At 75.2% G+C, this 22,727-nt stretch carries 21 protein-coding genes and 6 pseudogenes; 14 read left to right on the top strand and 13 right to left on the bottom strand.

Going from position 1 to position 22,727, the window contains the following annotated elements:
- Nucleotides 1–8: 8 nt before the first annotated feature.
- A pseudogene (locus tag FSW04_RS28850) lies at nucleotides 9–59 on the top strand (hypothetical protein); the annotation flags it as partial.
- Nucleotides 60–262: 203 nt separating this feature from the next.
- Nucleotides 263–1,089 (top strand): annotated as a pseudogene (locus tag FSW04_RS25420) (hypothetical protein).
- A gap of 17 nt (nucleotides 1,090–1,106) precedes the next feature.
- On the opposite strand, the gene FSW04_RS25415 reads toward FSW04_RS25420, so the two are convergent.
- Both FSW04_RS25415 and FSW04_RS25410 read right to left on the bottom strand, forming a co-directional pair.
- On the bottom strand, nucleotides 1,107–1,388 hold the full coding sequence (locus FSW04_RS25415; protein ID WP_146914962.1) for a hypothetical protein: 282 nt from the start codon (nucleotides 1,386–1,388) through the stop codon (nucleotides 1,107–1,109).
- A 2-nt stretch (nucleotides 1,389–1,390) separates the two neighbouring features.
- Nucleotides 1,391–1,624, bottom strand: a complete 234-nt coding sequence (locus FSW04_RS25410; protein ID WP_146923378.1) for a hypothetical protein — start codon at nucleotides 1,622–1,624, stop codon at nucleotides 1,391–1,393.
- Between the two features lie 57 nt (nucleotides 1,625–1,681).
- Between FSW04_RS25410 and FSW04_RS28075 the strand changes: the two are divergent.
- Nucleotides 1,682–2,190: pseudogene (locus FSW04_RS28075) on the top strand (SDR family NAD(P)-dependent oxidoreductase); the annotation flags it as partial.
- A pseudogene (locus tag FSW04_RS28845) lies at nucleotides 2,187–2,327 on the top strand (hypothetical protein); the annotation flags it as partial. The pseudogenes FSW04_RS28075 and FSW04_RS28845, both read left to right, overlap by 4 nt.
- Before the next feature lie 190 nt (nucleotides 2,328–2,517).
- Here FSW04_RS28845 and FSW04_RS28840 read toward each other — a convergent pair.
- On the bottom strand, nucleotides 2,518–3,159 hold the full coding sequence (locus tag FSW04_RS28840) for an enoyl-CoA hydratase-related protein (protein ID WP_407653009.1): 642 nt from the start codon (nucleotides 3,157–3,159) through the stop codon (nucleotides 2,518–2,520).
- A 444-nt stretch (nucleotides 3,160–3,603) separates the two neighbouring features.
- Here FSW04_RS28840 and FSW04_RS25385 point away from each other — a divergent pair, with 444 nt between their 5' ends.
- Both FSW04_RS25385 and FSW04_RS28835 read left to right on the top strand, forming a co-directional pair.
- A complete protein-coding gene (locus FSW04_RS25385; RefSeq protein ID WP_187369099.1) occupies nucleotides 3,604–4,047 on the top strand; it encodes an MBL fold metallo-hydrolase in 444 nt (147 codons plus the stop codon).
- Nucleotides 4,048–4,127: 80 nt separating this feature from the next.
- Nucleotides 4,128–5,533: pseudogene (locus tag FSW04_RS28835) on the top strand (glycerate kinase family protein).
- Here the strand turns inward: FSW04_RS28835 and FSW04_RS25375 are convergent.
- Entirely contained in the window at nucleotides 5,523–6,536 is a 1,014-nt protein-coding gene (locus tag FSW04_RS25375; protein ID WP_146914954.1) for a YihY/virulence factor BrkB family protein, read from the bottom strand. The pseudogene FSW04_RS28835 and the gene FSW04_RS25375 overlap by 11 nt on opposite strands.
- A gap of 497 nt (nucleotides 6,537–7,033) precedes the next feature.
- Between FSW04_RS25375 and FSW04_RS27675 the strand changes: the two are divergent.
- Both FSW04_RS27675 and FSW04_RS25365 read left to right on the top strand, forming a co-directional pair.
- Nucleotides 7,034–7,222, top strand: a pseudogene (locus tag FSW04_RS27675) (universal stress protein); the annotation flags it as partial.
- Nucleotides 7,223–7,786, top strand: coding sequence for a universal stress protein (locus FSW04_RS25365; protein WP_228431357.1), 564 nt, complete (start codon nucleotides 7,223–7,225; stop codon nucleotides 7,784–7,786).
- Here the strand turns inward: FSW04_RS25365 and FSW04_RS25360 are convergent.
- Genes FSW04_RS25360 through crcB (FSW04_RS25340) form a run of 5 tightly spaced genes read right to left on the bottom strand, consistent with a single transcriptional unit; the run spans nucleotide 7,783 to nucleotide 11,959 of the window.
- Entirely contained in the window at nucleotides 7,783–8,643 is an 861-nt protein-coding gene (locus FSW04_RS25360; protein ID WP_146923368.1) for a YdcF family protein, read from the bottom strand. The genes FSW04_RS25365 and FSW04_RS25360 overlap by 4 nt on opposite strands.
- A gap of 5 nt (nucleotides 8,644–8,648) precedes the next feature.
- The gene (locus FSW04_RS25355; protein ID WP_146923366.1) at nucleotides 8,649–10,094 is read right to left on the bottom strand and encodes a glycosyltransferase; all 1,446 of its coding nucleotides are present in this window, start codon (nucleotides 10,092–10,094) and stop codon (nucleotides 8,649–8,651) included.
- A gap of 37 nt (nucleotides 10,095–10,131) precedes the next feature.
- Nucleotides 10,132–11,205 carry a DUF190 domain-containing protein gene (locus FSW04_RS25350; protein WP_146923364.1) on the bottom strand — a complete coding sequence of 358 codons (1,074 nt, stop codon included), beginning with the start codon at nucleotides 11,203–11,205 and terminating at the stop codon, nucleotides 10,132–10,134.
- Nucleotides 11,202–11,567 (bottom strand): fluoride efflux transporter CrcB, encoded by a 366-nt coding sequence (gene crcB, locus FSW04_RS25345; protein WP_146923361.1) that lies wholly within the window; start codon nucleotides 11,565–11,567, stop codon nucleotides 11,202–11,204. Before crcB (FSW04_RS25345) ends, FSW04_RS25350 begins: the two co-directional genes overlap by 4 nt.
- Entirely contained in the window at nucleotides 11,564–11,959 is a 396-nt protein-coding gene (gene crcB, locus FSW04_RS25340) for a fluoride efflux transporter CrcB (RefSeq protein WP_146923359.1), read from the bottom strand. Before crcB (FSW04_RS25340) ends, crcB (FSW04_RS25345) begins: the two co-directional genes overlap by 4 nt.
- A gap of 296 nt (nucleotides 11,960–12,255) precedes the next feature.
- Here crcB (FSW04_RS25340) and FSW04_RS25335 point away from each other — a divergent pair, with 296 nt between their 5' ends.
- Nucleotides 12,256–12,441: a hypothetical protein gene (locus FSW04_RS25335; RefSeq protein WP_146923357.1), complete on the top strand. Its 186-nt coding sequence runs from the start codon at nucleotides 12,256–12,258 to the stop codon at nucleotides 12,439–12,441.
- Nucleotides 12,442–12,452: 11 nt separating this feature from the next.
- Here FSW04_RS25335 and FSW04_RS25330 read toward each other — a convergent pair whose 3' ends face one another.
- A complete protein-coding gene (locus tag FSW04_RS25330) occupies nucleotides 12,453–12,887 on the bottom strand; it encodes a MaoC/PaaZ C-terminal domain-containing protein (RefSeq protein WP_228430753.1) in 435 nt (144 codons plus the stop codon).
- 131 nt (nucleotides 12,888–13,018) lie between these two features.
- Between FSW04_RS25330 and FSW04_RS25325 the strand changes: the two genes are divergently transcribed.
- The 4 genes from FSW04_RS25325 (at nucleotide 13,019) to FSW04_RS25310 (ending at nucleotide 19,550) form a co-directional block, all read left to right on the top strand.
- Nucleotides 13,019–14,116, top strand: coding sequence for a LuxR C-terminal-related transcriptional regulator (locus FSW04_RS25325; RefSeq protein WP_187369097.1), 1,098 nt, complete (start codon nucleotides 13,019–13,021; stop codon nucleotides 14,114–14,116).
- 201 nt (nucleotides 14,117–14,317) lie between these two features.
- Nucleotides 14,318–16,441: a hydantoinase/oxoprolinase family protein gene (locus FSW04_RS25320; RefSeq protein WP_187369096.1), complete on the top strand. Its 2,124-nt coding sequence runs from the start codon at nucleotides 14,318–14,320 to the stop codon at nucleotides 16,439–16,441.
- A gap of 39 nt (nucleotides 16,442–16,480) precedes the next feature.
- The gene (locus FSW04_RS25315; RefSeq protein WP_146923351.1) at nucleotides 16,481–18,679 is read left to right on the top strand and encodes a hydantoinase B/oxoprolinase family protein; all 2,199 of its coding nucleotides are present in this window, start codon (nucleotides 16,481–16,483) and stop codon (nucleotides 18,677–18,679) included.
- An 82-nt stretch (nucleotides 18,680–18,761) separates the two neighbouring features.
- Nucleotides 18,762–19,550 (top strand): SDR family NAD(P)-dependent oxidoreductase, encoded by a 789-nt coding sequence (locus FSW04_RS25310; protein WP_228430751.1) that lies wholly within the window; start codon nucleotides 18,762–18,764, stop codon nucleotides 19,548–19,550.
- A 7-nt stretch (nucleotides 19,551–19,557) separates the two neighbouring features.
- On the opposite strand, the gene FSW04_RS25305 is transcribed toward FSW04_RS25310, so the two are convergent.
- Nucleotides 19,558–20,010: a nuclear transport factor 2 family protein gene (locus tag FSW04_RS25305; protein ID WP_187369095.1), complete on the bottom strand. Its 453-nt coding sequence runs from the start codon at nucleotides 20,008–20,010 to the stop codon at nucleotides 19,558–19,560.
- Nucleotides 20,011–20,163: 153 nt separating this feature from the next.
- Between FSW04_RS25305 and FSW04_RS25300 the strand changes: the two genes are divergently transcribed.
- A complete protein-coding gene (locus FSW04_RS25300) occupies nucleotides 20,164–21,108 on the top strand; it encodes an SDR family NAD(P)-dependent oxidoreductase (protein WP_146923346.1) in 945 nt (314 codons plus the stop codon).
- A 25-nt stretch (nucleotides 21,109–21,133) separates the two neighbouring features.
- Here FSW04_RS25300 and FSW04_RS25295 read toward each other — a convergent pair whose 3' ends face one another.
- Nucleotides 21,134–21,670 carry a UGSC family (seleno)protein gene (locus tag FSW04_RS25295; RefSeq protein WP_146923344.1) on the bottom strand — a complete coding sequence of 179 codons (537 nt, stop codon included), beginning with the start codon at nucleotides 21,668–21,670 and terminating at the stop codon, nucleotides 21,134–21,136.
- On the bottom strand, nucleotides 21,667–22,665 hold the full coding sequence (locus tag FSW04_RS25290; RefSeq protein ID WP_146923342.1) for a hypothetical protein: 999 nt from the start codon (nucleotides 22,663–22,665) through the stop codon (nucleotides 21,667–21,669). Before FSW04_RS25290 ends, FSW04_RS25295 begins: the two co-directional genes overlap by 4 nt.
- Nucleotides 22,666–22,727 lie beyond the last annotated feature (62 nt).

Below are 22,727 nucleotides of genomic sequence, written 5' to 3'. Positions count from 1 at the left end.
AGCACGCGCTGCGCGAGCGCGGGCTGAACTTCGTCGGCGCCGGGATCTCCGGCGGCGAGGAGGGCGCGCTCAACGGCCCTTCGATCATGCCCGGCGGCTCGCCGAGGCCTACGCGACGCTGGGGCGATCCTCGAGTCGATCGCCGCGGTCGCCGAGGGCGAGCCGTGCGTCACACACGTCGGCACCGACGGCGCCGGCCACTTCGTCAAGATGATCCACAACGGCATCGAGTACGCCGACATGCAGCTCATCGGCGAGTCCTATGACCTGCTCGGCGCGTGGGCGCCACGACACCGACGCGATCGCCGACGTCTTCGCCGCGTGGAACGACGGCGACCTCGAGTCCTACCTCATCGAGATCACCGCCGAGGTCCTGCGCCACCGCGACGCGGAGACCGGCACGCCGCTCGTCGACCTCATCGTCGACGAGGCGGGCTCCAAGGGGACCGGCGTGTGGACCGTGCAGAACGCGGTCGGACTGGGCATCCCGGTCGGCGGCATCGCCGAGGCGGTCTTCGCCCGGGCGGTGTCCAGCAAGCCCGAGCAGCGCGCCGCGGTGCGGGGCGTCGTGGGGGCGCGCCCGGAGCTCCCCGAGGTCGGCGAGGACTTCGAGGACGACGTGCGCGCGGCGTTGTACGCCTCCAAGGTGGTGGCCTACGCCCAGGGCTTCGACGCGATCATCGCCGGCGCCCGGGAGTACGACTGGGACATCCACCTCGGCGACATCGCCAAGATCTGGCGCGGCGGCTGCATCATCCGGGCGCGTTTCCTGAACCGCATCGTCGAGGCCTACGACCGCGACACGACCCCGGCCACGCTGCTGGAGGACCCGTACTTCGCCGACGTGGTCGCCCGGGGCGACGCGGCCTGGCGGCGGATCGTCGCGATCGCGGCCAGGCCGGCGTGCCGGCGCCCGGGTTCTCCTCGGCCCTGGCCTACTACGACGCGCTGGCCTCCGAGCGGCTGCCCGCGTCGCTCATCCAGGCCCAGCGCGACTTCTTCGGCGCCCACACCTACCGGCGCGTCGACCGGCCCGGCACGTTCCACACCCTGTGGTCGGCCGACCGCTCCGAGGTCCAGGAGGACTAGGCGGATGCCGCGGGGCGCTAGGCGAACAGGTCGATCGTGACCTGCTGGGCCCTGCGGATCTCGCCGTCGCGGTCGATCCCGCCCGCGCCGCCGGCCTGACCGCCGTCGCCGGCGAGGCCCGCGACGGCGGGCATCTGCGGCATGAGCGAGTCCAGCGCGGCGGCGATGCCGCCGGCGGCGCCGCCGGCCGGGGCCGGCTCGGCGAATGGGCTGACGCTCTTGATGGAGGCGATCGCGTCCCACTGCATCTGCGCCGCGGCGGGATCGGTGAAGCTGCCGCTCGGGCCGGAGATGCCCATGCTCACGCGAGGATGTCGATGATCGACTTCTCGGCGTCCATCGCCCGGCGCAGCATGGTGAGGCTGACCTCCTGCCGGACCGACGCGACCTGCGCGCCGACCACGCCGCCGACGAGACCGGCCGTGCCGTCGTCGGCGCCCGCCGGCCCGCTGCGGGCCACGGAGCGGGTGGCGACGTCGAGCTGGTCCTGGGCGGCGGAGACCCCGAGGAGCGAGCTGCTGACGGCGGGCACCATGCGGCTGCATCGGCGATCGCGCGGCCGCGCGCGAGGCGGCCCGCGCGGGCTGGACCGATGGGCGAGGCGATGCGGCAGGATCCGGAACCCGACCAAGGAGCACGGACCATGACCGCAGGATCTCCACGCGCCGGCCGGCGCCCGGACGGCACGCCGCGGCGTGCGCTGGTGACCGGCGCCAACGGCGGCATCGGGCGGGCGATCGTGCAGCGCCTGACCGACGACGGCTACGAGGTCGTCACGATGGACGTCGCCGGCCCCGCCGACCTGGTGGTCGACCTCGTCGGCGACCCGATGCCGACCGAGGCCCTGGCCGACATCGACGTGTGCATCTCCAACGCCGGCGTCGTCGACACGCTCTCGCCCGCGCACCGGATGAGCGCGGAGAAGTGGGCGCTGGACATCGACGTCAACCTCACCGGCTCGTTCCGCGTGGTACAGGCCTGCCTGCCGGCATGCGCGAGCGTCGCTACGGGCGCATCGTGCTGACCTCGAGCGTCGCGGCGGCCATCGGCGCCCGCGGCCAGGTCGCCTACTGCGCGTCGAAGGCCGGCCTGATCGCATGGCCCGGGCCATCGCGTCCGAGAACGTCGCCCACGGCATCACGATCAACTGCGTGCTGCCCGGGACGATCGCCACGCCGAAGGTGCTCGCGATGCCGCCCGAGGTCGTCGAGCGCGTCCGCGACCGCTTCATGCCCGGCGGCCGGCACGGCGAGCCCGAGGAGGTCGCCGGGCTCATGGCCTACCTCGCCTCCCCGAGGCCGGTTCGTCACGGCGCAGTCGATCATCATCGACGGGGGCGCGCACCTGGGCAACGTCTCGCTGGGCGACCCGGGAAAGGGGGACTAGGCTCGCCCCCGAGGCGGCCGGCCCGGCTCATCACGATCCCCATCACCCGGGCCGACCGGCGTGGGGGCGGGCGGCCTGTACCCGGCACCCGGAGGAGGTGCGCCGCCGCGAGGCCGACCTCGACGCCACGCTGGGCCCCGAATCGAGGCGCTGGATGTACGTCAACCTGCTGCCGGCGCCCGCGGTGCCCAACGCCGACAACCTGACCGGCGTCCCGGCGTGGAGCGCCGGGCGTGGGCGTTGCCGCATGAGCGCTAGCCCGCGAGATCCTTGCGCCGCATGGACCACATCTGCGAGGCGCGCTCGAGCTCGAGCGCGGCGGACCAGGGAGCGCCGGCGGCCCGGCGACCGTGCGCATCGACCGCGCGGTGCGGCGGGCGAGCTCGGGGTCGGCGCGGGGGTGGCGGCCAGCGCCAGCGCCGTGGCGTCGACGTCGGCGGCCGGGACCGCGGCCCAGGCGAGTCCGAGCTCGACGGCCTGCGCGCCCACGACCGTCGCGCCGAACAGCTGCATGGCGTTGGCCGTCTCGCGCCCGACCCCGCGGGCCAGCAGGGCGGAGTGCCCGCCGCCCGGGTGCAGGCCGATGGGCAGGAAGCCCGACAGCAGCTTGGCGTCGTCGGCGACGACGCGCAGGTCGGTGGCCAGCGCGAGGTTCAGGCCCGCACCGACCGCGCCGCCGCGGATGGCGGCGATCGTCGGCGGCTCCAGCGCGCCGACGCGACGAACGCGCCGTAGATCGCGCCATGTCGCGGTAGACCTGCGGGTCGGAGGGGTCGCGGCCGGCCGCGGCCAGCGTCGGGCGGTCGCCGCCGGCGCAGAAGTAGGGGCCCTCGCCGGCGACGACCACGGCGCCGATCGACGCGTCGGCGTCGATCTCCTCGCAGGCCTCCGTCATGGCCCGCCATCGCGGGCGTGAGCGCGTTGCGCCGCTGGGGGGCGCAGCGTGAGGACGGCGATGCCGTCGCGGCGTTCGAGCGTGAGGTCATCCGACATGGCCGCGGACCCTAGCCCGTGCGCCGCAGGGCGTAGGGTTGGCCGGCACCCGATGCACCTCCACGCCCTGTCCTGCGGCCGCCAGACCGGTCGCTTCCGCGGCCGCGACGCCGACCCGCTGACGATTCCCACGCCGTGTTCCTCATCGAGCACCCGCAGGGCCGCGTGCTCGTCGACACGGGCCTGCACCCCGCGATGGGGCACGACCCGGCGTCGCGCATCGGCGGCCTGGCCAAGGCCTTCTCCTTCGCGCTGGGCCCGGGCGAGGACGTCGGCGGCCGGCTCGCCGCGCTCGGGGTCGACCCCGCCGGCCTGCACGCGCTCGTGCTCACCCACCTGCACTACGACCACGCCGGCGGCTGCGTCGTGCCGCCCGGCGTGCCGCTCTACGTCCAGGCCCGCGAGTGGGAGGCCGGCCGCGACCCCGAGGCGATCGCGACCCACGCCTACGTGCCCGCCGACTACGCCCAGGACCGCACGGTGCACCTGCTCGACGGCGGCCACGACCTCTTCGGCGACGGGCAGGTCCTGCTCGTCCCGACGCCCGGCCACTCGGCGGCCACCAGTCCGTGCTGCTGACGCCGGCGACGGGCCGTCCGTGCTGCTGTGCGGCGACGCGTGCTACTTCGCCGACTGGCTGGACACCGGGCGCTTCCCGCATGGACCTGGACCGCGAGCAGGAGCGGCGGTCCGTGGACGTGCTGCGCGGGCACCGCGACCGTGGTGCGCGGCTCGTCTTCGGCCACGACCCCGTGGCCTGGGCGCAGGTGCCCCAGGCGCCGCGCGGGTGTTCTGAGGCCGGCCTCCGTCTCGAGCACGCGCATCGGGGTCCGCGTGCAGGGCGCCGAGGTCGGGCCGCGATCGTGCCAGCCCGCCGGCCCCGTGGGTCCCGACCGGCCGGGGCGGAGACGGGCCGCCCGGTGGTCCTGTCGCGCGGGGCCCCTTGCGACGGCGTCGCCCGATGTGGTCAGCTGTGCCGATGCGCGAGTGCCGTGCGACACCGGCTGCCGCCGGTCCACCCGCCGCCTCGTGGGCCATCCGACCCCGCTCGCGTGGCGCACCGGGTCCTAGGGGCGGCCGCGCCGACGATCCTGCTGGCGCCCGACTCGTTCAAGGGCACGTTCACGGCGCGCGAGGTGGCCGAGGCGCTGGCCGCGGGCGTGCGGGCCGCCGGGGCGCGGCCCGACCGCTGCCCGGTGGCCGACGGCGGCGAGGGCACGATGGACGTGCTGCTGGCCGGCTGGGCGGCACCGTCGCCCACGCCGACGTCCACGACCCGCTCGGCCGCCCCGTGACGGCGCGCTACGCCCTGCTGGCCGACGGCCGCACGGCGGTCGTCGAGTCGGCACAGGCGTCCGGGCTCGCGCTCGTGGCCGAGGCCGACCGCGACGCCGAGGCCGCCTCCACGACGGGCACGGGCGAGCTGCTGGCCGCGGCGTTGGCGGCCGGGGCCCGCCGCGTGCTGGTCACCGTGGGCGGCAGCGCGACGACGGACGGCGGCCTGGGGGCGGTGCGGGCGCTGCGGGCCGCCGGCGGCCTCGGCGACGCCGAGCTCGTCGTGCTGTGCGACGTCACGACGCCCTACGAGGACGCCGCCCGCGTCTTCGGGCCCCAGAAGGGAGCCGACGAGGACGCGGTGCGGCGGCTGACGCGCCGCCTGGACGCTCGGGCACGCGAGCTGGAGCGCGACCCGCGCGGCGTGCCGATGACCGGCGCCGCGGGCGGGCTGTCGGGCGGGCTGTGGGCGGCCTTCGGCGCGCAGCTGCGCCCGGGCGCGGCCGCGGTCCTGGACGCCGTCGGCTTCGACGCGCGCCTGCGCGCGGCGGCCGCCGTGGTGGCCGGGGAGGGCTCCGTCGACGGCCAGAGCCTGGGCGGCAAGATCGTGGGGGAGATCGCCGCCCGCGCCCGCGCCGCGGGGGTGCCGTTGCACGTCGTCGCCGGCCGCGACGGCCTCCGCGGCCCCGAGCGCCGGCGCCTCGGCGCCGCCTCGGTGCGCGAGGCGCCGACCCTGGAGGCGATCACGGCGGCGGGTGAGGCGATCGCCGCGGCGGCCGTCAGTCCTTGAGCTTGCGGTCGTCGCGCAGCGGCAGCTGCAGCTCGTCCTGGGCCGGCAGGCCGGCCTCGAGCTCGCGCCCGCGCTCGAGCTCGGCGTTGAGCTCGGCCCCGAGGAGGACGGCGATGTTCGAGATCCACAGCCACACCAGGAAGGCGACCACGCCGCCCAGCGTGCCGTAGGTCTTGTTGTAGGACGAGAAGTTCGCCACGTAGATCGCGAAGAGGGCCGAGGCGGCCAGCAGGACGACGAGCGCGAGCATGCCGCCGACGGTGATCCAGCGGAACGCGGGCTGCTTCACGTTGGGCGCGGCGTAGTACAGGATGGAGAACATGACGCTGACGACGGCCGCGATGGCCGGCCACTTGGCGATGTCCCAGGCCGTCACGGCCGCCGAGCCCGCGCCGACGACGCTGCCGAGCTGGTCGGCCACCGGACCGGTGACCACCACGGCGACGGCGCTGGCGGCCAGCAGCAGGACCATGATCGTGGTCACGATGAGCTGCATCGGGCGCAGCTTCCAGAACGGCCGGCCCTCGGGCACCTCGTAGATCGCGTTGGAGGCCCGGGCGAACGCGCCGACGTAGCCCGAGGCGCTCCAGATCGCGGCGGCGATGCCCGCCACGAACGCGATGCCCGCGCCGCCGCGGCTGCCGGCGATCTGCTTCACCGCGCCCGAGAGGATGTCGTTGGCCGGCCCGGGCGTCAGCGCCGCCAGGTTGTCCAGGACGGGTTGGGTGGCCGAGGGCCCGACGAGCCCGATGATCGACACGAGCGCGATGAGCGCGGGGAAGATCGCCAGCACGCCGTAGTAGGTCAGCGCCGCGGCCCAGTCGGTCAGGTTGTCGTCCTTGAACTCCGAGACCGTGCGCTTCAGCACCCCCGTCCAGGAGCGCGCGGGCAGGTCGGTCGGGCTGTGGGGGCTGCGGTCGTCGTCCGGCCCCGGGGCCGCCTCGCGCCCGGCTCGCGCGTCGTCGTCGCGCACGAAGCGCCGTTCGGAGGTCTCTCTCGCCATGCCGTGGCCGTGCCCGATCGGGCCGCGTCTCTATCATGGGTTTGCCGTTCGACCTCCGCTCGGAGAGCCCTCCGCGCGCCGTGCCCGGCGCCCAGGCGCGTGCGCACGCATCGAGCATCCGCGCGGACACCACGGGCTCAACCGGCGCGCCCCACCGCCGATCACCGGGGCGACAACGCGGAGCTTCCCGAAGGGACGCGTTGGAATCAGGTTGCGCTGCCCAGGGGCCGGCGCTGATGGGCGGCCGCCGTGGGGGCGGCCGCTCGTCGTTCCGGGCCCGGGCGGTGGACTACGGAGCCCGTCGGCGGCGCGCCCCGGATGGCCCGGCGGCCCTGCGTCCCTAGCGTCGCGGTCATGTTCCGACACGGCCTCGTGGGCGTCGACGGCTCCGGCGGAGGACGCGACGCGGTCGCGCTCGCCCGGGCGCTTGCCCCGAGCGGCTCACGCTCGTCCACGCCCACCGCCCCGACCGCCATCCCTGGCCCGCGGGGCATCCCGACCCCGAGGCCGACCGCGACGCGGCCCGGCGCCTGCTCGAGGCCGCGCGCGTGGCCCTGGGCGCCGACGCCGAGCTCGTGACGGTGGCCGACGCCTCACCGGCGCGGGCGCTGCAGCAGGTCGCCCAGGAGCGCGAGGCCGACCTCATCGTCGTCGGATCGGCCCACCACGGCGCCGTCGGGCGGATCGTGCTCGGGGACGTCGGCCGCGTCGTCCTGCACGACGCGCCGTGCCCTGTCGCCGTCGCCCCCAAGGACTTCGACGGCGCCGCACCGCGCCAGGTCGCCGTCGGCTGCGACGGCACGCCGGAGTCGCAGGCGGCCGTCGACGCCGCGCGCGACCTCGTCGCGACCCACGGCGGGGCGCTCACCGTCTATGTCGTGTGGGAGGCGCCCGTGGTGCCGGTCACGGGCGCCCCGGGGGCGCCCGCCTACGTCTCCCAGGGCCTGCCCGAACGCCGCCGATGGGCCGAGGAGACGCTCGAGGAGACGCTCGCGCGCCTGCCGGGCGCCACGGCGGGCAAGGTCCTCAACGGCCGGCCGCGCATCGAGCTCGAGGCGATCGCCTCCCGCCACGACCTCCTCGTCGTCGGCTCCCGCGGCTGGGGCACGGCGCGCCGCGTCGCGCTGGGATCCACGTCGGACTGGCTCGTCCACCACGCCGCCTGCCCCGTGCTCGTCGTCCCGCGCCCGGCCGACGGCGCCGACCCGGCCGCCGCCGCGCCGCCGCAGGCCGCCTCGGCCGCCCACTAGGAGCCGGAGCCCGCCACCTCCGCGACCGCGGCCATCGCCGCGCGGCGCTGTGCCGGCACCCGCGGCAGCGACCGCAGCTCGTGGGCCAGCAGGTGCGCCCAGTGGCGCAGCGGGCGCGCCCAGACGACGTCGACGGCCAGTCCGTGATCGCGATAGGGCGCGAAGAACAGCGGCGTGCGCACGTGCCAGCGCGACGTGACGACGGTGACGCGGCGCGCGCCGCCCAGCGCGAGCACCAGGCCCAGGGAGCACGACGCGTTCTCGGCCGTGTCGCGGCCCGCGACCTCCAACAGCACCGGCACGCCGGGCAGCGTCCACTCGCGGGCCATCTGCTCGGCCTCCGACAGCCCGTCGGTGTGCGTCCAGCCCGTGAGGATCGCCGCGCGCACCGGCGTCTGCAGGCAGAGCTCCTGCGCGCGGTACAGGCGCGCCCGCGTGTGGGAGGAGATGCGGTGCTCGGCGCTGACGCCGGGCTCGCGATGCCCGAGCACGACCACCACCCGGCCGTCGTCGTCGCCGGCCTCCGGGTCCAGGCGCGCAGCGGCGGCGCGGTCGCAGAGCACGAGCGCCTCCGGATGGGCGCGCACGACCGTCGCGACGTCGCCGCCGGGCCCGGCCAGCAGGGCGTGCAGGGCCTCGGCGCGGTCGGCGCCGGTCGCCACGACGATGAGCTCGCGCGCCCGCGCGAGCGCCTTCGGGGAGGGCGCGCCGGGCTCCGGCACGCCGCGCGGATCCAGGCGCACGACGACGGGCAGGGGGTGTGCGGGCCTCGCGCGCCGGCGGTCGGCGAGGATCGCGTCCAGGACGCGGTCCACCCTCGCCGGGTCGGCCAGCCGCAGGACCGATGGGCCGAGCACCGCGCTCAGTCCCCGGCGCCGGCGAGCGGCCCGAGCAGCCCGAGGTAGTCCACGAGCGAGCGGTCGCTGAGGAACTCGTGGCGGACCCGCTCGCGTGCGGCACGCCCCATCGCCGCCGCACGGGCGGGGTCGCCGAGCAGCTCGAGCACCGCCGCCCCGAGCGCCGCGCCGTCGCGCGGGTCGTCGAGCAGCAGCCCGCTGCGGCCGTGCTCGATCTGGTCCTGCAGGCCGCCGAGAGCGCTGGCCACGACGGGCCGGGCCTTCCACATCGCCTCGGCGACCGTCAGCCCGAAGCCCTCGGCCAGGCTCTTCTGCACGACGACCGCGGCCCGCCGCTGCAGGGCGTTGATGACGGCGGCGTTCTCCTCCGGGTCGTCCATCGGGATCTGCGCGAGGTGCACGCGGTCGCGGACCTCGGTCGGCAGCCGGTCGCGGCACGCGCGCGCCTGCTCGAGGACGGCGCCGGCCTCGGGGTCGTCGCTGACGCCGTCGGCCGGCGGCCCGGCGTAGACCAGGTGCGCGTCGCACGCCGGGGCGACGTGGGCCGCGAAGCCCTCGATGACCCCGACGGGGTCCTTCAGCGCGTCCCAGCGCGACACCTGCAGGACGAACGGCTCGCGGCGGCCCAGCGGGCGCGCGCGGTCCACCGCGGCGCGGCGGCGAACGACGCCGGGCGTCCCGTCGGCCCGCGTGAACGCCGGCGGCGGGTCGGCCGCCCCGGCGTCGGCGAGGCCCGCGGCGGCGAGGATCGCGGCGACGGTCGCATCGTCGAGGTCGGCGTTCTTCGGGCTCAGCGGATCGATGGACGGCGCGATGACCGCCCGCCGCGCCTCGGGGATCGTGTCCCAGGCGTAGGCGGGCCGCGAGAACACGCACACGTCGGCGTGCCGGACGAAGGGCTCCAGGAAGTCCCAGGCGGCGCGGACGGCGGCGTTGGGCCGGTCGGCGCCGACGTGCACGCGCCAGACGACCGGGATCCCGTGGGCGGCCAGGCCCGGGATCAGCCCGGCGGTCTGCGGGTCGTGCAGCAGCACGACGTCGCCGGGCCGCACGCGGCCGGCCAGCGCCTCGGCCGCGGGCGCCAGGGCCGCGGCGTAGCGGTCGCGCTCGGCGGGGCCCAGCCCCCCGCCGTCGCCCTCGGCGCCGTGCAGGTGGTTGTGCAGCCGCTTGGTCAGGGCGAAGAACGCGCCGTCGCCCCGCACTACGAGCCAGCGCGCATCGACGCCGGCGCCTCGCGCCAGCGGCATGAGCGCCGCGAGCAGCTCGGCGACGCCGCCGCCCCGCGCCGTGGAGTTCACGCACCAGACGGCTTGCCCGGCGAACACGGGCGCGGCGCGCGCGACCGCCGCATGCAGCCGGGCGCGTCCCGTGGCGTCCAGCACCGCCTCCAGCGCCGAGGGCGGCGTGGGCCGCACCGCGACGTCGACGAGGGGCTCGGTATCTCCGGCCATGGACGGGACCGTACGCGGACGGGGGCGGCGCGCGTCGTCAGGGCGCGGCACGGCGGGCGAGCCGCAGCCCGCCGTGGCCGTGCCGGCCGTCGGTCGCGCGCAGGGCGGGCACCAGCTCGCTCGTCACCAGGCCGGTGCTGTGCGTGACGTCGTCGACGATCGCCAGCCAGCGCTCCGTGGCCGACGGCGCGTCGACGACGGAGAGCACGACGGGGACCCGGCGGCGAAGCTGCAGCAGCACGTCGCCGTGCGGCGCGTGGTCGCCGTGGTAGCCCCAGATGCCGCGCAGCGTGGTCGCCCCGGCCGCCCCGGCCGCGCGCAGCTCCCGCAGGAGGCCGTGGTGGAGCGGCCGGCCCTCGTGGGTCGCGGCCTCCGAGGTGATGACCGTCAGCTTCTGCCAGACGCCCAGCCCGTACGGGTCGGTGTCGGCGACCGCGTGCGGTCGGCCGACCACGCGGCCGTCGCGCTTGACGATCCGCACGCGCTCCAGCGTCGCCAGGGGCTCGGCGAGCACGCCGGCCAGCTCGCCCAGCGCGGCCGCGATCGGCGGGCCGTCGCCGACGGCGACGATCATCATCGGGACCGCCGCATTGCGGTGCAGCACCCGCGCGCGCCGCCGCTGCCCGCGGACGGTGCCGTCGACGCCGAGCAGGACGGTCGCGCCGTCCACGCCGTGGCGGCGCAGCAGGTCGACGACCGCGGGCGCCGCCGCCCGGCGGCCCGCGCGCTCCCGCCGCCCGACGTACACCGTGAGCTTCGCGGCCTCGCCGGCGGCCGGCGACGCGCCCCGTCCATCGGTGAGCACTCGTGCGCGTTCGAGCGTGACCAGGCCGGTGAAGCCGGGCAGCGCGCGGACGTCGGCCAGCGCGGCCTCGATCCGCGGGCGCTCGTCGACGGCGACCGCGACGAGCGGGAGGTCCTCGGAGAGGCTCAGCAGCCGGTCGGTCCGCACGCGCTGCGCGGCCCCGAAGCCCTCCATGGCCCGCAGCACGACGCTCGCCCGCAGCCCGTGGCGGGCGTAGACGTCGACGAGCGCATCGGCCAGGAACGCCCGGCCGGCCCGCGCGCGCTCGCCGAAGTGGACCGTCAGCTTGAGGGCGTCGTCGCTCACAGCGCGGCCCCCAGGTACCGGCCGGCCAGGACGGCCAGGACGCCCGCCACGAGGCTGACGGCCACGTTGGCCGCCGCGACGCGGCCCCGGCCCTCCTCGGCGAGGCGGTGGCTCTCGAGCATCCACGTGCTGAACGTCGTGAAGGCGCCGATGAGCCCGACGCCCCACAGCATGGAGCGGTCGCCGGAGACGCCCGCCCCGGCGAGCACGCCGAGCGCGACCGCGCCCGTGAGGTTGACCGCGAGGGTGCCGAGGGGGAAGGACCCGGCGAGGCGCCGCGACACCGCGCCGTCGAGCAGGAGGCGCGCGACCGCGCCGAGGCCGCCGAGCAGCGCGATCCCGGCCACCACCGCCGCGCTCACCGTGCCCACCCCACCCGGCGCACGAGGTTCGTGGCCACCAGGACGGCGGCGAACCCCGCCACGAGGCCGGCGGCCGCGTAGCCCGCGGCGAGCCCGAGCCGGCCGTCGTCGAGCATCCGCAGCAGCTCGAGCTGCATCGTCGAGAACGTCGTCAGCCCGCCGCAGAAGCCGGTGCCCACGAGCGGGCGCCGGTAGCTCGACAGGGGAAGGCGCTCCTGCAGGCGCGTCGTCGCGTAGCCGAGGACGAACGCGCCGGCGACGTTGACCAGGAACGTGGCCCACGGCCAGCCGCCGCCGTGGCCCAGGGCCTCGGCGAGCTCGCCGCGGGCCACGGCCCCCACCGCGCCCCCGGCGAACACCGCCGCCAGCTCGCGTGCGTCGAGGCGCGCCATCAGCCCCGGCGTCCCGCGCCGTCACGCTCGCGGTCGGGGTCGGTCGTGGTCGGGTCGGGCTCCATCCGGGGTCTCCTACGTGGCGTCGGTCGACGGGGCGTAGAAGCCATCGGCGGTCGCAGCCGCGGTTCTGGAGCGGGCCTCACCACTCGACGCCGGGGAGCCCGGCGACGGGCGGGACGGTAGCCGCCGCGCCCGCGGCGTGCAAGCCGAGGTGGGTGGCGGGCGGGGGCGGTCCGCCCGCCCCAGGCGATCGTGAGAGGATCGGTGTCGGAGCACCGACCATGGAGGACGACATGCCCGAGCACCACCCCGAAGCCGCCGACGTCGACCTGCCCGAGCCCGAGGACGCCCTCTCGGGTGTGCCCGCCCGGGGGACCGACCACGAGCCGGCCGACCTGGACGACCGCGAGGTCGACCTCGACGATCCCGACGCCCACGATCCGCCGATCGACGACACCGAGGCGCCGGGCGAGGACTAGCCCCGCCGCCGTCAGGGCCGGCGGTCGACGAGCGAGTCGGTGGCCATGGTGAGCACGGGCCCGCCCGCGTCGTCGACGAGCGCGATCTCCCAGACCACGACGCCGCGCCCGTCGTCGCGCAGGCGCTGCTCGACGATCGTCACCGTGCCCGTCAGCGTCATGCCCGGGCGCACCGGGCGGTGCATGCGCACCGAGCGGATCTCGCGCCCCGCGTAGACCGCCGTGTGGGACACGAGGGCGTCGACGGTCAGCCGCACCGCGATGGCCAGCGTGTGCAGGCCGCTGGCGATGAGGCCCCCGAACGCGCCGCGGTCGGCCGCGGCCTCGTCGACGTGCATCGGCAGCGGGTCCCAGTCGCCGGCGAAGGCCATGATGTCGGCGGCGGTGACCTCGCGGCATCCCAGCGCGAAGGTCCTGCCGACGTGGAGGTCCTCCGCGAAGAGCACGCCGGGCACTATGGCACGGACGCTCCGCGCCCCCGGGTGCTGGCGGTTGTGACAGTCCGGCGCGCGATTGGCCGCCAGCCGAGACAATGGAGAGGTCGTCGAGGTCCGCCTCAGAGGAGGGTCATCGCACCATGCAGCTGAGCGACGCGGTCGCGTCGTGCCTGGGAGAGCAGATCAACGAGTCGCGCATCGAGGCGGCGCTGCGGCTGCTGTGCGAGGAGCTGCAGGTCGATCGCTTCTCGCTGCACGCGGTCGACCCGGGCCGCGGCTCGTTCCGCGTGGTGGCCGGCGGCGGCGGGCAGATCCTGGCTCCGGGCACCGAGCTGCCGCTGGAGACCTCGACGCAGGTCGCCGTGCCCGCCGGCGGCGACGTCTTCCGCCACGCCTCGTTCGGCGACGCGGAGTCCTTCGACCGCTCGCTGGACCACCTCGTGGTCGACATGGGCTACCGGTCGGGCTGCTCGATCCCGCTGTTCGTCGGCAGCCGGCCCGTCGGGGCGCTGTGCGCGAGCTCGCGCGACCCGCACCTGGATTGCGACGCGGTGCTCGACGCGATGCACGACGTGTCGGTCGTCGTCACCGAGGCGTTCCGCGGGGCGCGCACGACTGCGCCGCGGATCCTGGTGTGCGCCGACGACGAGTTGTTCGCCGAGGGCGTGGCGAGGATCGTCGAGCGGTCGATCGGCGCGCGCGCCGAGCTGTGCGCGACGCGCGACGACGCGCTCAGCCTGCCGCCGGCGCGCTACGAGGCGATCATCTGCGACGCGACGTTCGACGGCCGGCCGATCGCCTCGCTCCTGGCCGACCTCGATGCGGGCGACCCGCGGCGCCCGGTGCCCGCGCTGGTCATCGCGACCCGCGACACGCCCATGAGCCGCACGCTGGCCGCCCGGAGCCGGGCGACGGGCTACGTCGCCGGCAGCGCCGGGAGCGCGGCGATCGCCAGCGCGGTGCGCTCCCTGGTGGCCGGCGACGAGGGGGCCGCCCCCGACCTCGAGCCCGACGCCGACGGCACGCTGCCCCACCTCACGCCCCAGGAGCGCAACGTGCTCGTCCTGCTCGAGCGCGGGCTGCGCTTCAAGCAGATCGCGGCCGACATGCACATCACGGAGTCCACGGCCAAGGGCTACGCCCGCAACCTGTTCGCCAAGCTCGACGCGCACTCCCGCTCGGAGGCCGTCTACGAGGCGCGCCGCCAGGGTCTGCTGGACTTCCTCGCCGGGGCGTAGGACGCGCCGCGCGCGCCGTCCGGGGCGCGCCGCCATGGAGGCCGCCGGCGCCCGCGCGGCCCGAGACCCTCCGAACGGACGGGCTGGGCACCTCCGAACGTGCGGTGGTCAGCGGCGCGCCCGCGGAGCACGATGGGCAGCGGGCCGGCCAGGTGGCTGTCGAGCCGCGCCCAGAGACCACCAGGACCCCGGGAAGGGCACATGTATCGAGTCGGAGTGGACATCGGCGGAACCTTCACCGACGTCGTCGTCGCAGACGAGGCGGGCGGCATCGTCCGGGCCAAGGCCCTGACGACGCCGAAGGACTACACGGAGGGCGTCACCGCCGCGGTCTCCAACGCGGCCGGCGAGCTGGGCACGTCGCTCGAGGCGCTCATGGCCGAGTGCGACGCGTTCGTCAACGGCACGACCGTCGTCACGAACAGCATCGCCCAGGGCAAGGGCCGCAACGTCGGCCTGCTCACCACCCGGGGCTTCAAGCAGTCGATCTACATCCACCGCGGCATCCGCGAGATCCAGCTCGACCTCCAGAAGGAGACGCGGCCGCCCGACATCGTGCGCCAGCGCCACGTCGCCGAGATCGACGAGCGCGTCAGCCGCAGCGGCGAGGTGCTCGTCGAGCTCAACGAGGACGACGTCCGCCGCGAGGTCGCGCGCCTCGTCGAGCAGGGGGTCGACGCGATCGCCGTCTGCTTCCTGTGGTCCTTCCGCCACCCCGTCCACGAGCGCCGCGCCGGCGAGATCATCGCCGAGCTGTACCCCGACCTGTTCGTCACGCTCTCCTGCGACATCTACCCGCGCATCCGCGAGTACGAGCGGATGAACACGGCGCTGCTCAACGCGTTCGTCTCCGAGGGCGCCGAGACCTACATCGGCAAGCTCACCGCGCGCACCCAGGAGCTGGGCCTGCGCGAGGGGCGCATCTCGTTCATGCAGTCCATGGGCGGCCACATCAGCCCGACGGAGGCGATGGCCGAGCCGATCCACCTCAGCCACTCCGGCCCGGTCGGCGGCGTCGTCGCCGCCACCCACTTCGCCAAGGTCCTGGGCGAGGGCAACATCATCACCGCCGACCTTGGCGGCACGAGCTTCGACACCGCGCTGATCCGCGAGGGCCGGCCGGCCTATGCGCACCGCACGACGATCAACCGGCTGCTCACCGGCCTGTCGATCATCGACATCCACGCCATCGGCGCGGGCGGCGGCTCCATCTGCTGGATCGACGACCGCGGCCTGCCGCAGATGGGCCCGCACAGCGCGGGCGGCTACCCCGGGCCGGCCTGCTACGGCAACGGCGGCACCGCGCCCACCATCACCGACGCCAACCTCGTGCTCGGCCTCATCGACCCGCTGAAGTTCTGGGGCGGCACGGTGACCCTCGACGTCGACGCGGCCAAGGCGGCGCTGCAGCCGCTGGCCGACCAGCTGGGCCAGGACCTCATGGAGGTCGCCGCGGGCTTCCACCACATCGCCGTGACCCAGATGGGCACCGCGATCGAGAAGGTCTCCCTCGGCCGCGGCTACGACCCGCGCGACTTCACCGTCGTGGGCTACGGCGGCGGCTCGGGCCTGTTCCTGGGCGAGGTCTGCCGCGACCTCGGGATCCGCCGCCTGGTCATGCCGGGCGCGGCGGCGACGTTCTCGGCCTACGGGCTGCTGTTCGCCGACGCGATCCACGCCGAGTCGACGACCGCGCAGTGGATCTTCTCGGCGGGCGAGACCGCCACGATCAACGAGCTCTACGACGGGCTGGAGGAGCGGGCGGTCGCCGCCCTGCGCCACGAGGGCTTCTCCGACGACGACATCGTCGTGCGCCGGGAGGCCGACGTGAAGTTCGCCGGGCAGGCCTTCGAGATCTCGATGACATGGCCCGGGGAGGAGGTCCGCGACGAGGACCGCGAGGACCTCTCGACCCGGTTCGTGCAGGAGTACGAGCGGGTCTACGGCCCCGGCAGCGCGTGGGACGGCTTCCCGATCGAGCTGCACACCGCCCGCGTCGTGGCCTCGGGCATCACGCCCAAGCCGCCGACGCCGTCGGCCGGCGACGACCTGGCCACCAGCGTCCCCGAGCCCTCCGCCCACCGCGAGGTGCGCCTGGGCGACACGACGATCCAGGCCGCCGTCCACGACGGGCCGGCCCTCGCCCCCGGGGCGGTCGTCGACGGCCCCGCGCTCGTCGACGACGTCGACACCACGCTGCTGGTCCCGCCCGGGGCCCGGCTGGAGGTCGACGGGCTGCGCAACTACGTGTTCACCATCGACGTCGCCGCACCCGCGGCAGCACCGCCCGCCGCCGTCGCCGATCCCGCCGGCCTGCCGGGCTGACGCCCGCCGCCCCCGCGCCGCCTCAAGGAGCCAAGAACCGTGAGCACCACCACCACGTACGACCCGATCCTCGCCAAGGTCATCCACCGCCGCATGGAGGCCGCCTGCGAGGAGGCCGCCATCACGCTGAACCGCACGTCGGGCTCGCCGATCGTGACCGAGGCCAATGACTTCTCCACGTCGCTGGTGTCGGCCAAGGGCGAGGTCATCGCCTTCACGAGCTACCTGCCGCCGCACTTCGTCTCGGCCGTCAACGCCCTGCGCGACATCCTGGCCAACGTCGACCTCTCGACGGTGCGCCCCGGCGACCACTTCGCCGCCAACGACCCGTACACCGCGCAGCCGCTGCACGCCGCCGACCCCAGCGTGATCACCCCGGTCTTCGCCGGCGACGAGCTCATGGCGTGGGCCTATTCGTCGGTGCACGTCCTCGACATCGGCGGCCTGACGCCCGGCGGCTGGATCCCGGGCTCATGGGACCGCTACGGCGAGGGCTTCATCTTCCCGCTGACCAAGGTCGTCTCCGAGGGCGTCTGGGACGAGCAGTTCGTCAAGCTCTACCTGGCCAACGTCCGGATGGCCGAGTCGCTGAACGACCTGCGCTCGTGCGTGGCGGCCAACAACACCACCTACTCGCGCCTGCAGGAGGTCTTCGAGCGCTACGGCGCGCAGACCGTCAAGGAGTACGCGGAGTACAACATCGAGCTCAGCGAGCAGCACGCGCGCCAGCGCATCGCCGAGCTGCCCGACGGCACGTTCACCGCCCACGACTGGGTCGAGTACGACGGCCACGGCGTGGAGACGCTGTCGCGCCTGTCGGTGTCGGTCACCGTGCGCGGCGACGAGCTGCTCATCGACCTCTCCGACTCGCCGCCGGAGGCCAACTGCTTCATCAACGCCACCCGGGCCGCCCTGCTGGGCTGGGTGGTCGGCGACGTGATCCGCACGCTCATGCCCGACCTGCCGATCAACGCGGGCGTGACGCGGCCGCTGAAGATCATCAAGTCGGCGCCGGGCACGATGCTCAACCCGAGCATCAACGCGGCGACCTCGGCCGGCCACATGGAGTCGGGCACCAAGGTGCTGCGCGCGTTCCACTCCGCGCTGCAGAAGGCCGTCGGCCTGAGCGAGAACCCGGCGATCCGCGCCCGCTCGGCGGGCTGCGGCGCCAACGTCGCGCCGCACAACGTCGTCTTCGGGATCACCGACGCCGGCGGCCCGACGATGTGGGTGTCCTTCGACTCGCTGGGCACCGGCCTGGGCGCGCAGTCCAACGTCGACGGCCGCGACTGCGGCTGCTACGAGGACATGACCGGCTCGCGCATGCTCGACATCGAGCTCGAGGAGACCGCGCCCGCGCTGCACTACTTCCGGCGCCTGTGCCCCAACTCGGGCGGCCACGGGTTCCGCCGCGGGGGGATGGGCATCGACACGGCCTGGAAGCTGGCGGGCATGTCCTCCGGCGCCCAGATGACGGTGTTCTCCAACGTCACGCGCGTGCCCTCGCGGGCGCCGGGCGGCGGGTACCCGGGCGGCGGGACCGGCAACCTCATCTTCAAGGGCGGGGTGGAGGCCGGCTCGCCGACCGACCTCGGCGCGCGGTTCATCGCCGAGGACCTGACGGAGGGCAGCACGCTGCCCCCGTCGCACGCGACGAACCTGCAGATCGCCGCCGACGACATCACCCGGACGTTCGGGGCCGGCGGCTCGGGCCTGGGCGACCCGCTGTTCCGCGAGCCGTGGCGGGTGGCCGAGGACCTCGAGAACGGGATGATCACCGCCGACGTCGTGCCCGACGTCTACGGCGTGGTCCTCACGGCCGACGGCACGCCGGACGACGCGGCCACCGCGGCCCGCCGGCGTGAGCTGCGCGCCGAACGCCTCGGCCGCGAGCCCAGCCACGAGCCGGCCGAGATGCTCGAGTACCGCGCCCCGCTGAAGGTCGCCGACGCCGAGGGCGTGCGCAGCTTCTGCTGCAGCCACTGCGACCAGCCTATCGGGCCGGTCACCGAGAACTGGAAGGCCCACGCGGCGACGCGCAGCTGGCCGCTGCACGAGCGCGCCGCCCACCTGGGCGCCAAGGTCCGCGAGGCGTCGGTCCTCCAGCTCACGACGTGGGAGTTCGCCTGCCCGTCGTGCGGCTCGATGCTCGAGGTCGAGAACTACGAGGCGGGGGAGGAGCCCGGCCACGACATCCGGCTGGGCGAGACGCGCGACGAGCCCGGGGAGGCCTTCTGACCCAGGACCCCCGGGGCTTGCCCCTGCCGATCGTTTGGTCGATACTCGCGCCCTTCGACCGTCGAGCAGGAGGAGGAGCGCCGTGCTGCAGGACAAGGTGTGCGTGGTCACCGGGGCGGCCCAGGGGATCGGGCGCGAGACCGCGCTGGAGATGGCGCGCCGCGGCGCGAAGGTCGTGGTCTCCGACGTCAAGGACGCCGAGGGCCAGGGGACCGTCGACCTCGTCGCGGGCGAGGGCGGCAGCGGGGTGTACGTGCGCTGCGACGTGCGCTCCGAGGACGACATCGTCGCGCTCATGGCGGCGGCCGCCGACCACTTCGGGGGCATCGACGTCCTGCACAACAACGCCGGCGTCCAGGAGGCCGACTTCGGCACGGAGAGCGCCGTGGACACGCTGCCCAACGAGGTCTGGGACGCGGTCTACGAGATCAACCTGCGCGCGGTGTGGCTGGCCACGAAGCACGCCGCCCCGTTCCTGCGCCGCTCCACCCGCGGCCCGGCGATCGTCAACGCGTCCTCGACGGGCGGCCTGACCGGCTACCCGGGCTGCCCGGCCTACAACGCCACGAAGGGCGCGGTGATCCAGCTCACGAAGGCCACGGCCATCGACCTCGCCCCGACGATCCGCTGCAACTGCTACTGCCCGGCGGCGGTCGACACCCCGATGGTGCAGAAGTACTTCGCGATGGCGCCCGACGAGGACGCCCTGCGCGCCGCGCTCATCGGCTCCCACCTCGTCCCGCGCCTCGGCGAGCCGTCCGACATCGCCAGCCTCGTCTGCTTCCTGGCCTCCGATGAGGCGTCGTTCATCAACGGCGCGGCGATCACGATCGACGGCGGATCGCTGGCCTGGCGCGGGTCCAACGGCTGAGCGCCGCTCAGAGCGCCAGCGGCGCGACGCTGGCCGGCGCGACCTCGGTCCACAGGATGTCGAGGTCGCGCGCCGCGTAGCGCCAGCGGCCGTCGGCGCCCCGGACGCAGCGGTCGTCGTAGCGGATGACCATCCGGAGGTTCTCGACGCCGCCGTCGCCGGCGGGGCGCAGGTGGTTGGCCAGGCAGTAGGTCGTGGCGGTCGCCGCGTCGCCGTCCACGGCACAGGCGTGGTTGCCGACGAAGTGCATCGTCGCGCTATAGGCGTCCAGCGGGGCGGTCGCCCCGCACAGGCCGTCGCGCCCGGTGAACGTGCCCAGGACCGCGCCGCCCTGGCGGATCGTCAGCGTGGCGGTCGGCGTGAACAGGGCGACGAACGCGTCGTCGTCGCGGCGGTCGGCCGCGGAGGCATAGGCCTCGGCCAGCTCGCGCAGCAGGGTCCGGTCATCGGCGTGGGGCACGGGCGTCCTCTCGTTCGGTCGCCGTCGCACGGCGGGCCGTCTTGATCGGCGGCGGGCCAGAGGCTAGTGTCCGCAGAGTCATCAAACAAGCAATCGGTTGGTTGTCTGGCCGTCGCCGCCCGCGACGGCCCGGCAGGGAGAGGAGACAGCGTCATGCTCGAGTTCGAAGGTCGCACCGCCATCGTGACCGGGGCCGGCCGCGGGATGGGCCGCACGCACGCGCTGCTGCTCGCCTCCCGCGGCGCCAGGGTCGTCATCAACGACCTCGGGGGCGCGATGGACGGCACCGGGGCCGACGCGGGTCCCGCGCAGGCGGTCGTCGACGAGATCCGCGCCGCCGGCGGCACCGCGGTCGCCGACACCTCCTCGGTCGCCACGACCGAGGGCGCCGAGGCGATCGTCGCCACGGCCGTCGAGGCCTTCGGCGGCGTGGACATCGTCATCAACAACGCCGGCATCCTCACGCCGCACACGTTCCCCGACACCGGCGCCGAGGACCTCGACCGCAACCTCTCGGTCCACCTCGGTGGCTCGTTCAACGTCACGCGCGCCGCGTGGCCCCACCTCGTGAAGAGCCCGGCCGCGCGCGTTGTCCTGACGACGTCGTGCGCGCTGTTCGGCTCGCCGTTCCTGGTCGCCTACGGCGCGGCCAAGGGCGGCCTCATCGGCCTGGGGCGCAACCTCGCCGGCGCCGGCGCCGAGCACGGCATCAAGGTCAACCTCATCGCGCCCTACGCCAAGACGCGCATGGCCGATCCCGATATCGACGTCAACGAAGGCGCCCGCACCGAGGTGGTGGCCGACGAGGGGCCGACGGTCTTCGACCGGCTGCTCCCGGAGAACATCTCCGCGGTGGTGGCCTTCCTCGCCCACGAGTCCTGCGAGCTGACGGGGGAGGTGTTGTCCTGCGGCGGTGGGCGGGTGGCCCGGATCTTCTTCGCCGAGACGCAGGGCTACGGCAAGGCCGACGTCACGCCGGAGGACATCGCCGCGAACATCGGGCAGATCTGCGACGAGCGCGACTACTACGTCCCCGAGGACATCACGGTGTACACGACGTTCTTCATGGAGCGGGTGCCGGAGCCGGCCTCGGTCTGAGCGGACCCGCGCCGACCGCGCCGCGCTACCCGCGCAGCGCGGCGGCGACGGCCGCGGTCGCCGCGCGTGCCGTGGCCGTGATGGCGTCGGCGTACTGGTCGCGGTTGGGCTCGGCGACCTCGACGAGCGGCAGGTCGGCCAGGCCCAGACGGGCCACCATCGCCTCGACCATGGGCCGTTGCGCCGTCGTCGTCACCAGCATGGCGCGGCACCCGTGGCGGTGCAGCTCGATCGCGTCGTACAGCGTCCACGACGAGCAGGTCCCGCAGTCGGCCAGCGCCAGCACGGCGCCGTCGCACGCGGCGCCGAGCTCACGCAGCTCGTCGTCGGCCATGGCCTGCGAGCCGGGGGCCAGGCCGCGGCGGACCTGGGCGCCGTGATCGTCGGCGAGGCCGCGGGCCAGCTCACCGGCGAACACGTCGGACCGCACCTTGGAGATGTCCAGCACGGCGACCTGCGCGCCGCCGACATCGCCCAGGCCGGGGACGGGCTCGACCGGCGCGGTGCTCGACGTTCCCAGCGGGTCGATGATCGGGCAGGCGGATGTGGTCTGGTCGGTCACGTGATCTCCTCGATGGTCATGACGCTGCCGATGTCGCCGCCGACCCAGCCGTTGACGAGCGCGGAGTACTGGCCGTCGGGGCCGCCGGCCACCGCGAGGCGCAGGCCCCCGGCGTAGTCGAAGCCGTGTTCGTCGAGCACCAGCGGGCCCGTGATCGCCCGGGCCGCCGCGGCCAGCCGGGCCAGCACGGTCGCGCGGTCCGCACCGCCCTGGGCCAGCACCCGCGCGTGGGCGGGGCTGGCGAGCACGAGGATCTCGCTGGCCAGGTAGAAGGGGTTGCGCCAGACGTTGGCGACGTGGAACGCGAAGGCGCCGAGGAGGTCGGCCGCCGCGTTGCTCGCGTAGTCGACGATGGTCGTCGGGGCGTCGGCGGCGAAGCACCCGATCGCGCTGGCCCCGGGGGCGAGCCCCGCCTCCTCGGTCACCATCGCCGGCCAGGGCCCGTCGCCGTGCTCGGCGATGCAGTAGGTGTAACGGCCCGGGTGGCCCATGACCGACGGGTCGATGAGCTGCGGCGTCGCGCCGCCGACGTTCTGCACGATGAGGTTCAGCGCGCGCCCGACGGCCGCGTTGGCCCGCGAGGCCGGGCCGAAGAGGTTCTTGGACGCGTTGAACCCCAACGTGTCCGCGGCGGGTCCGCTGACGATGAACAGCGGCGTGGCCGGGTGGTGCGAGGTCCGCACGCCGTAGAGGTTGAACTCCGGCCGTGACATGGCGCGCACGCCCGCCAGCACGACCGGGGCGTGCTCCGGCCGGCAGCCCGCCATGACGGCGTTGGCGGCGATGACGGTCACCGTCGCGTCGCCGCGCAGCGGCGGCACGACCGCGACGACCTCGTCGCCCGGGTGACCGGAGGCGGCGACGAACGCGGCGACCAGCTCGGGGGCGGGCGGGATCACGGGCAGCCCGTCGGTGAGGCCGCGGGCGTGCAGCGCCTCCACGTCGGCCACCGACCAGCGGACCCCGCCTGCGGGCTGCTCCTGCACGCTCGCCACGCGTCCAGTAGACCATGGGTCCGTCCGCGACACAACCAAACGCCCGGTGGATGACGTGGCCC

Origin of the sequence: Baekduia soli (genome assembly GCF_007970665.1) — a bacterium.
Lineage (GTDB): Bacteria > Actinomycetota > Thermoleophilia > Solirubrobacterales > Solirubrobacteraceae > Baekduia > Baekduia soli.
This window is presented reverse-complemented; position numbering and strand designations above follow the sequence as displayed.

Bases quoted from the DNA above. Each gene is read 5' to 3' on its own strand.
- FSW04_RS25415 (WP_146914962.1), bottom strand. From the start codon at position 1,388: ATGGGCATCTCCGGCCCGAGCGGCAGCTTCACCGATCCCGCCGCGGCG.
- FSW04_RS25410 (WP_146923378.1), bottom strand. From the start codon at position 1,624: ATGGTGCCCGCCGTCAGCAGCTCGCTCCTCGGGGTCTCCGCCGCCCAG.
- FSW04_RS25375 (WP_146914954.1), bottom strand. From the start codon at position 6,536: ATGGCGAGAGAGACCTCCGAACGGCGCTTCGTGCGCGACGACGACGCG.
- FSW04_RS25355 (WP_146923366.1), bottom strand. From the start codon at position 10,094: ATGGCCGGAGATACCGAGCCCCTCGTCGACGTCGCGGTGCGGCCCACG.
- crcB (WP_146923359.1), bottom strand. From the start codon at position 11,959: ATGGCGCGCCTCGACGCACGCGAGCTGGCGGCGGTGTTCGCCGGGGGC.
- FSW04_RS25335 (WP_146923357.1), top strand. From the start codon at position 12,256: ATGCCCGAGCACCACCCCGAAGCCGCCGACGTCGACCTGCCCGAGCCC.
- FSW04_RS25325 (WP_187369097.1), top strand. From the start codon at position 13,019: ATGCAGCTGAGCGACGCGGTCGCGTCGTGCCTGGGAGAGCAGATCAAC.
- FSW04_RS25320 (WP_187369096.1), top strand. From the start codon at position 14,318: ATGTATCGAGTCGGAGTGGACATCGGCGGAACCTTCACCGACGTCGTC.
- FSW04_RS25300 (WP_146923346.1), top strand. From the start codon at position 20,164: ATGCTCGAGTTCGAAGGTCGCACCGCCATCGTGACCGGGGCCGGCCGC.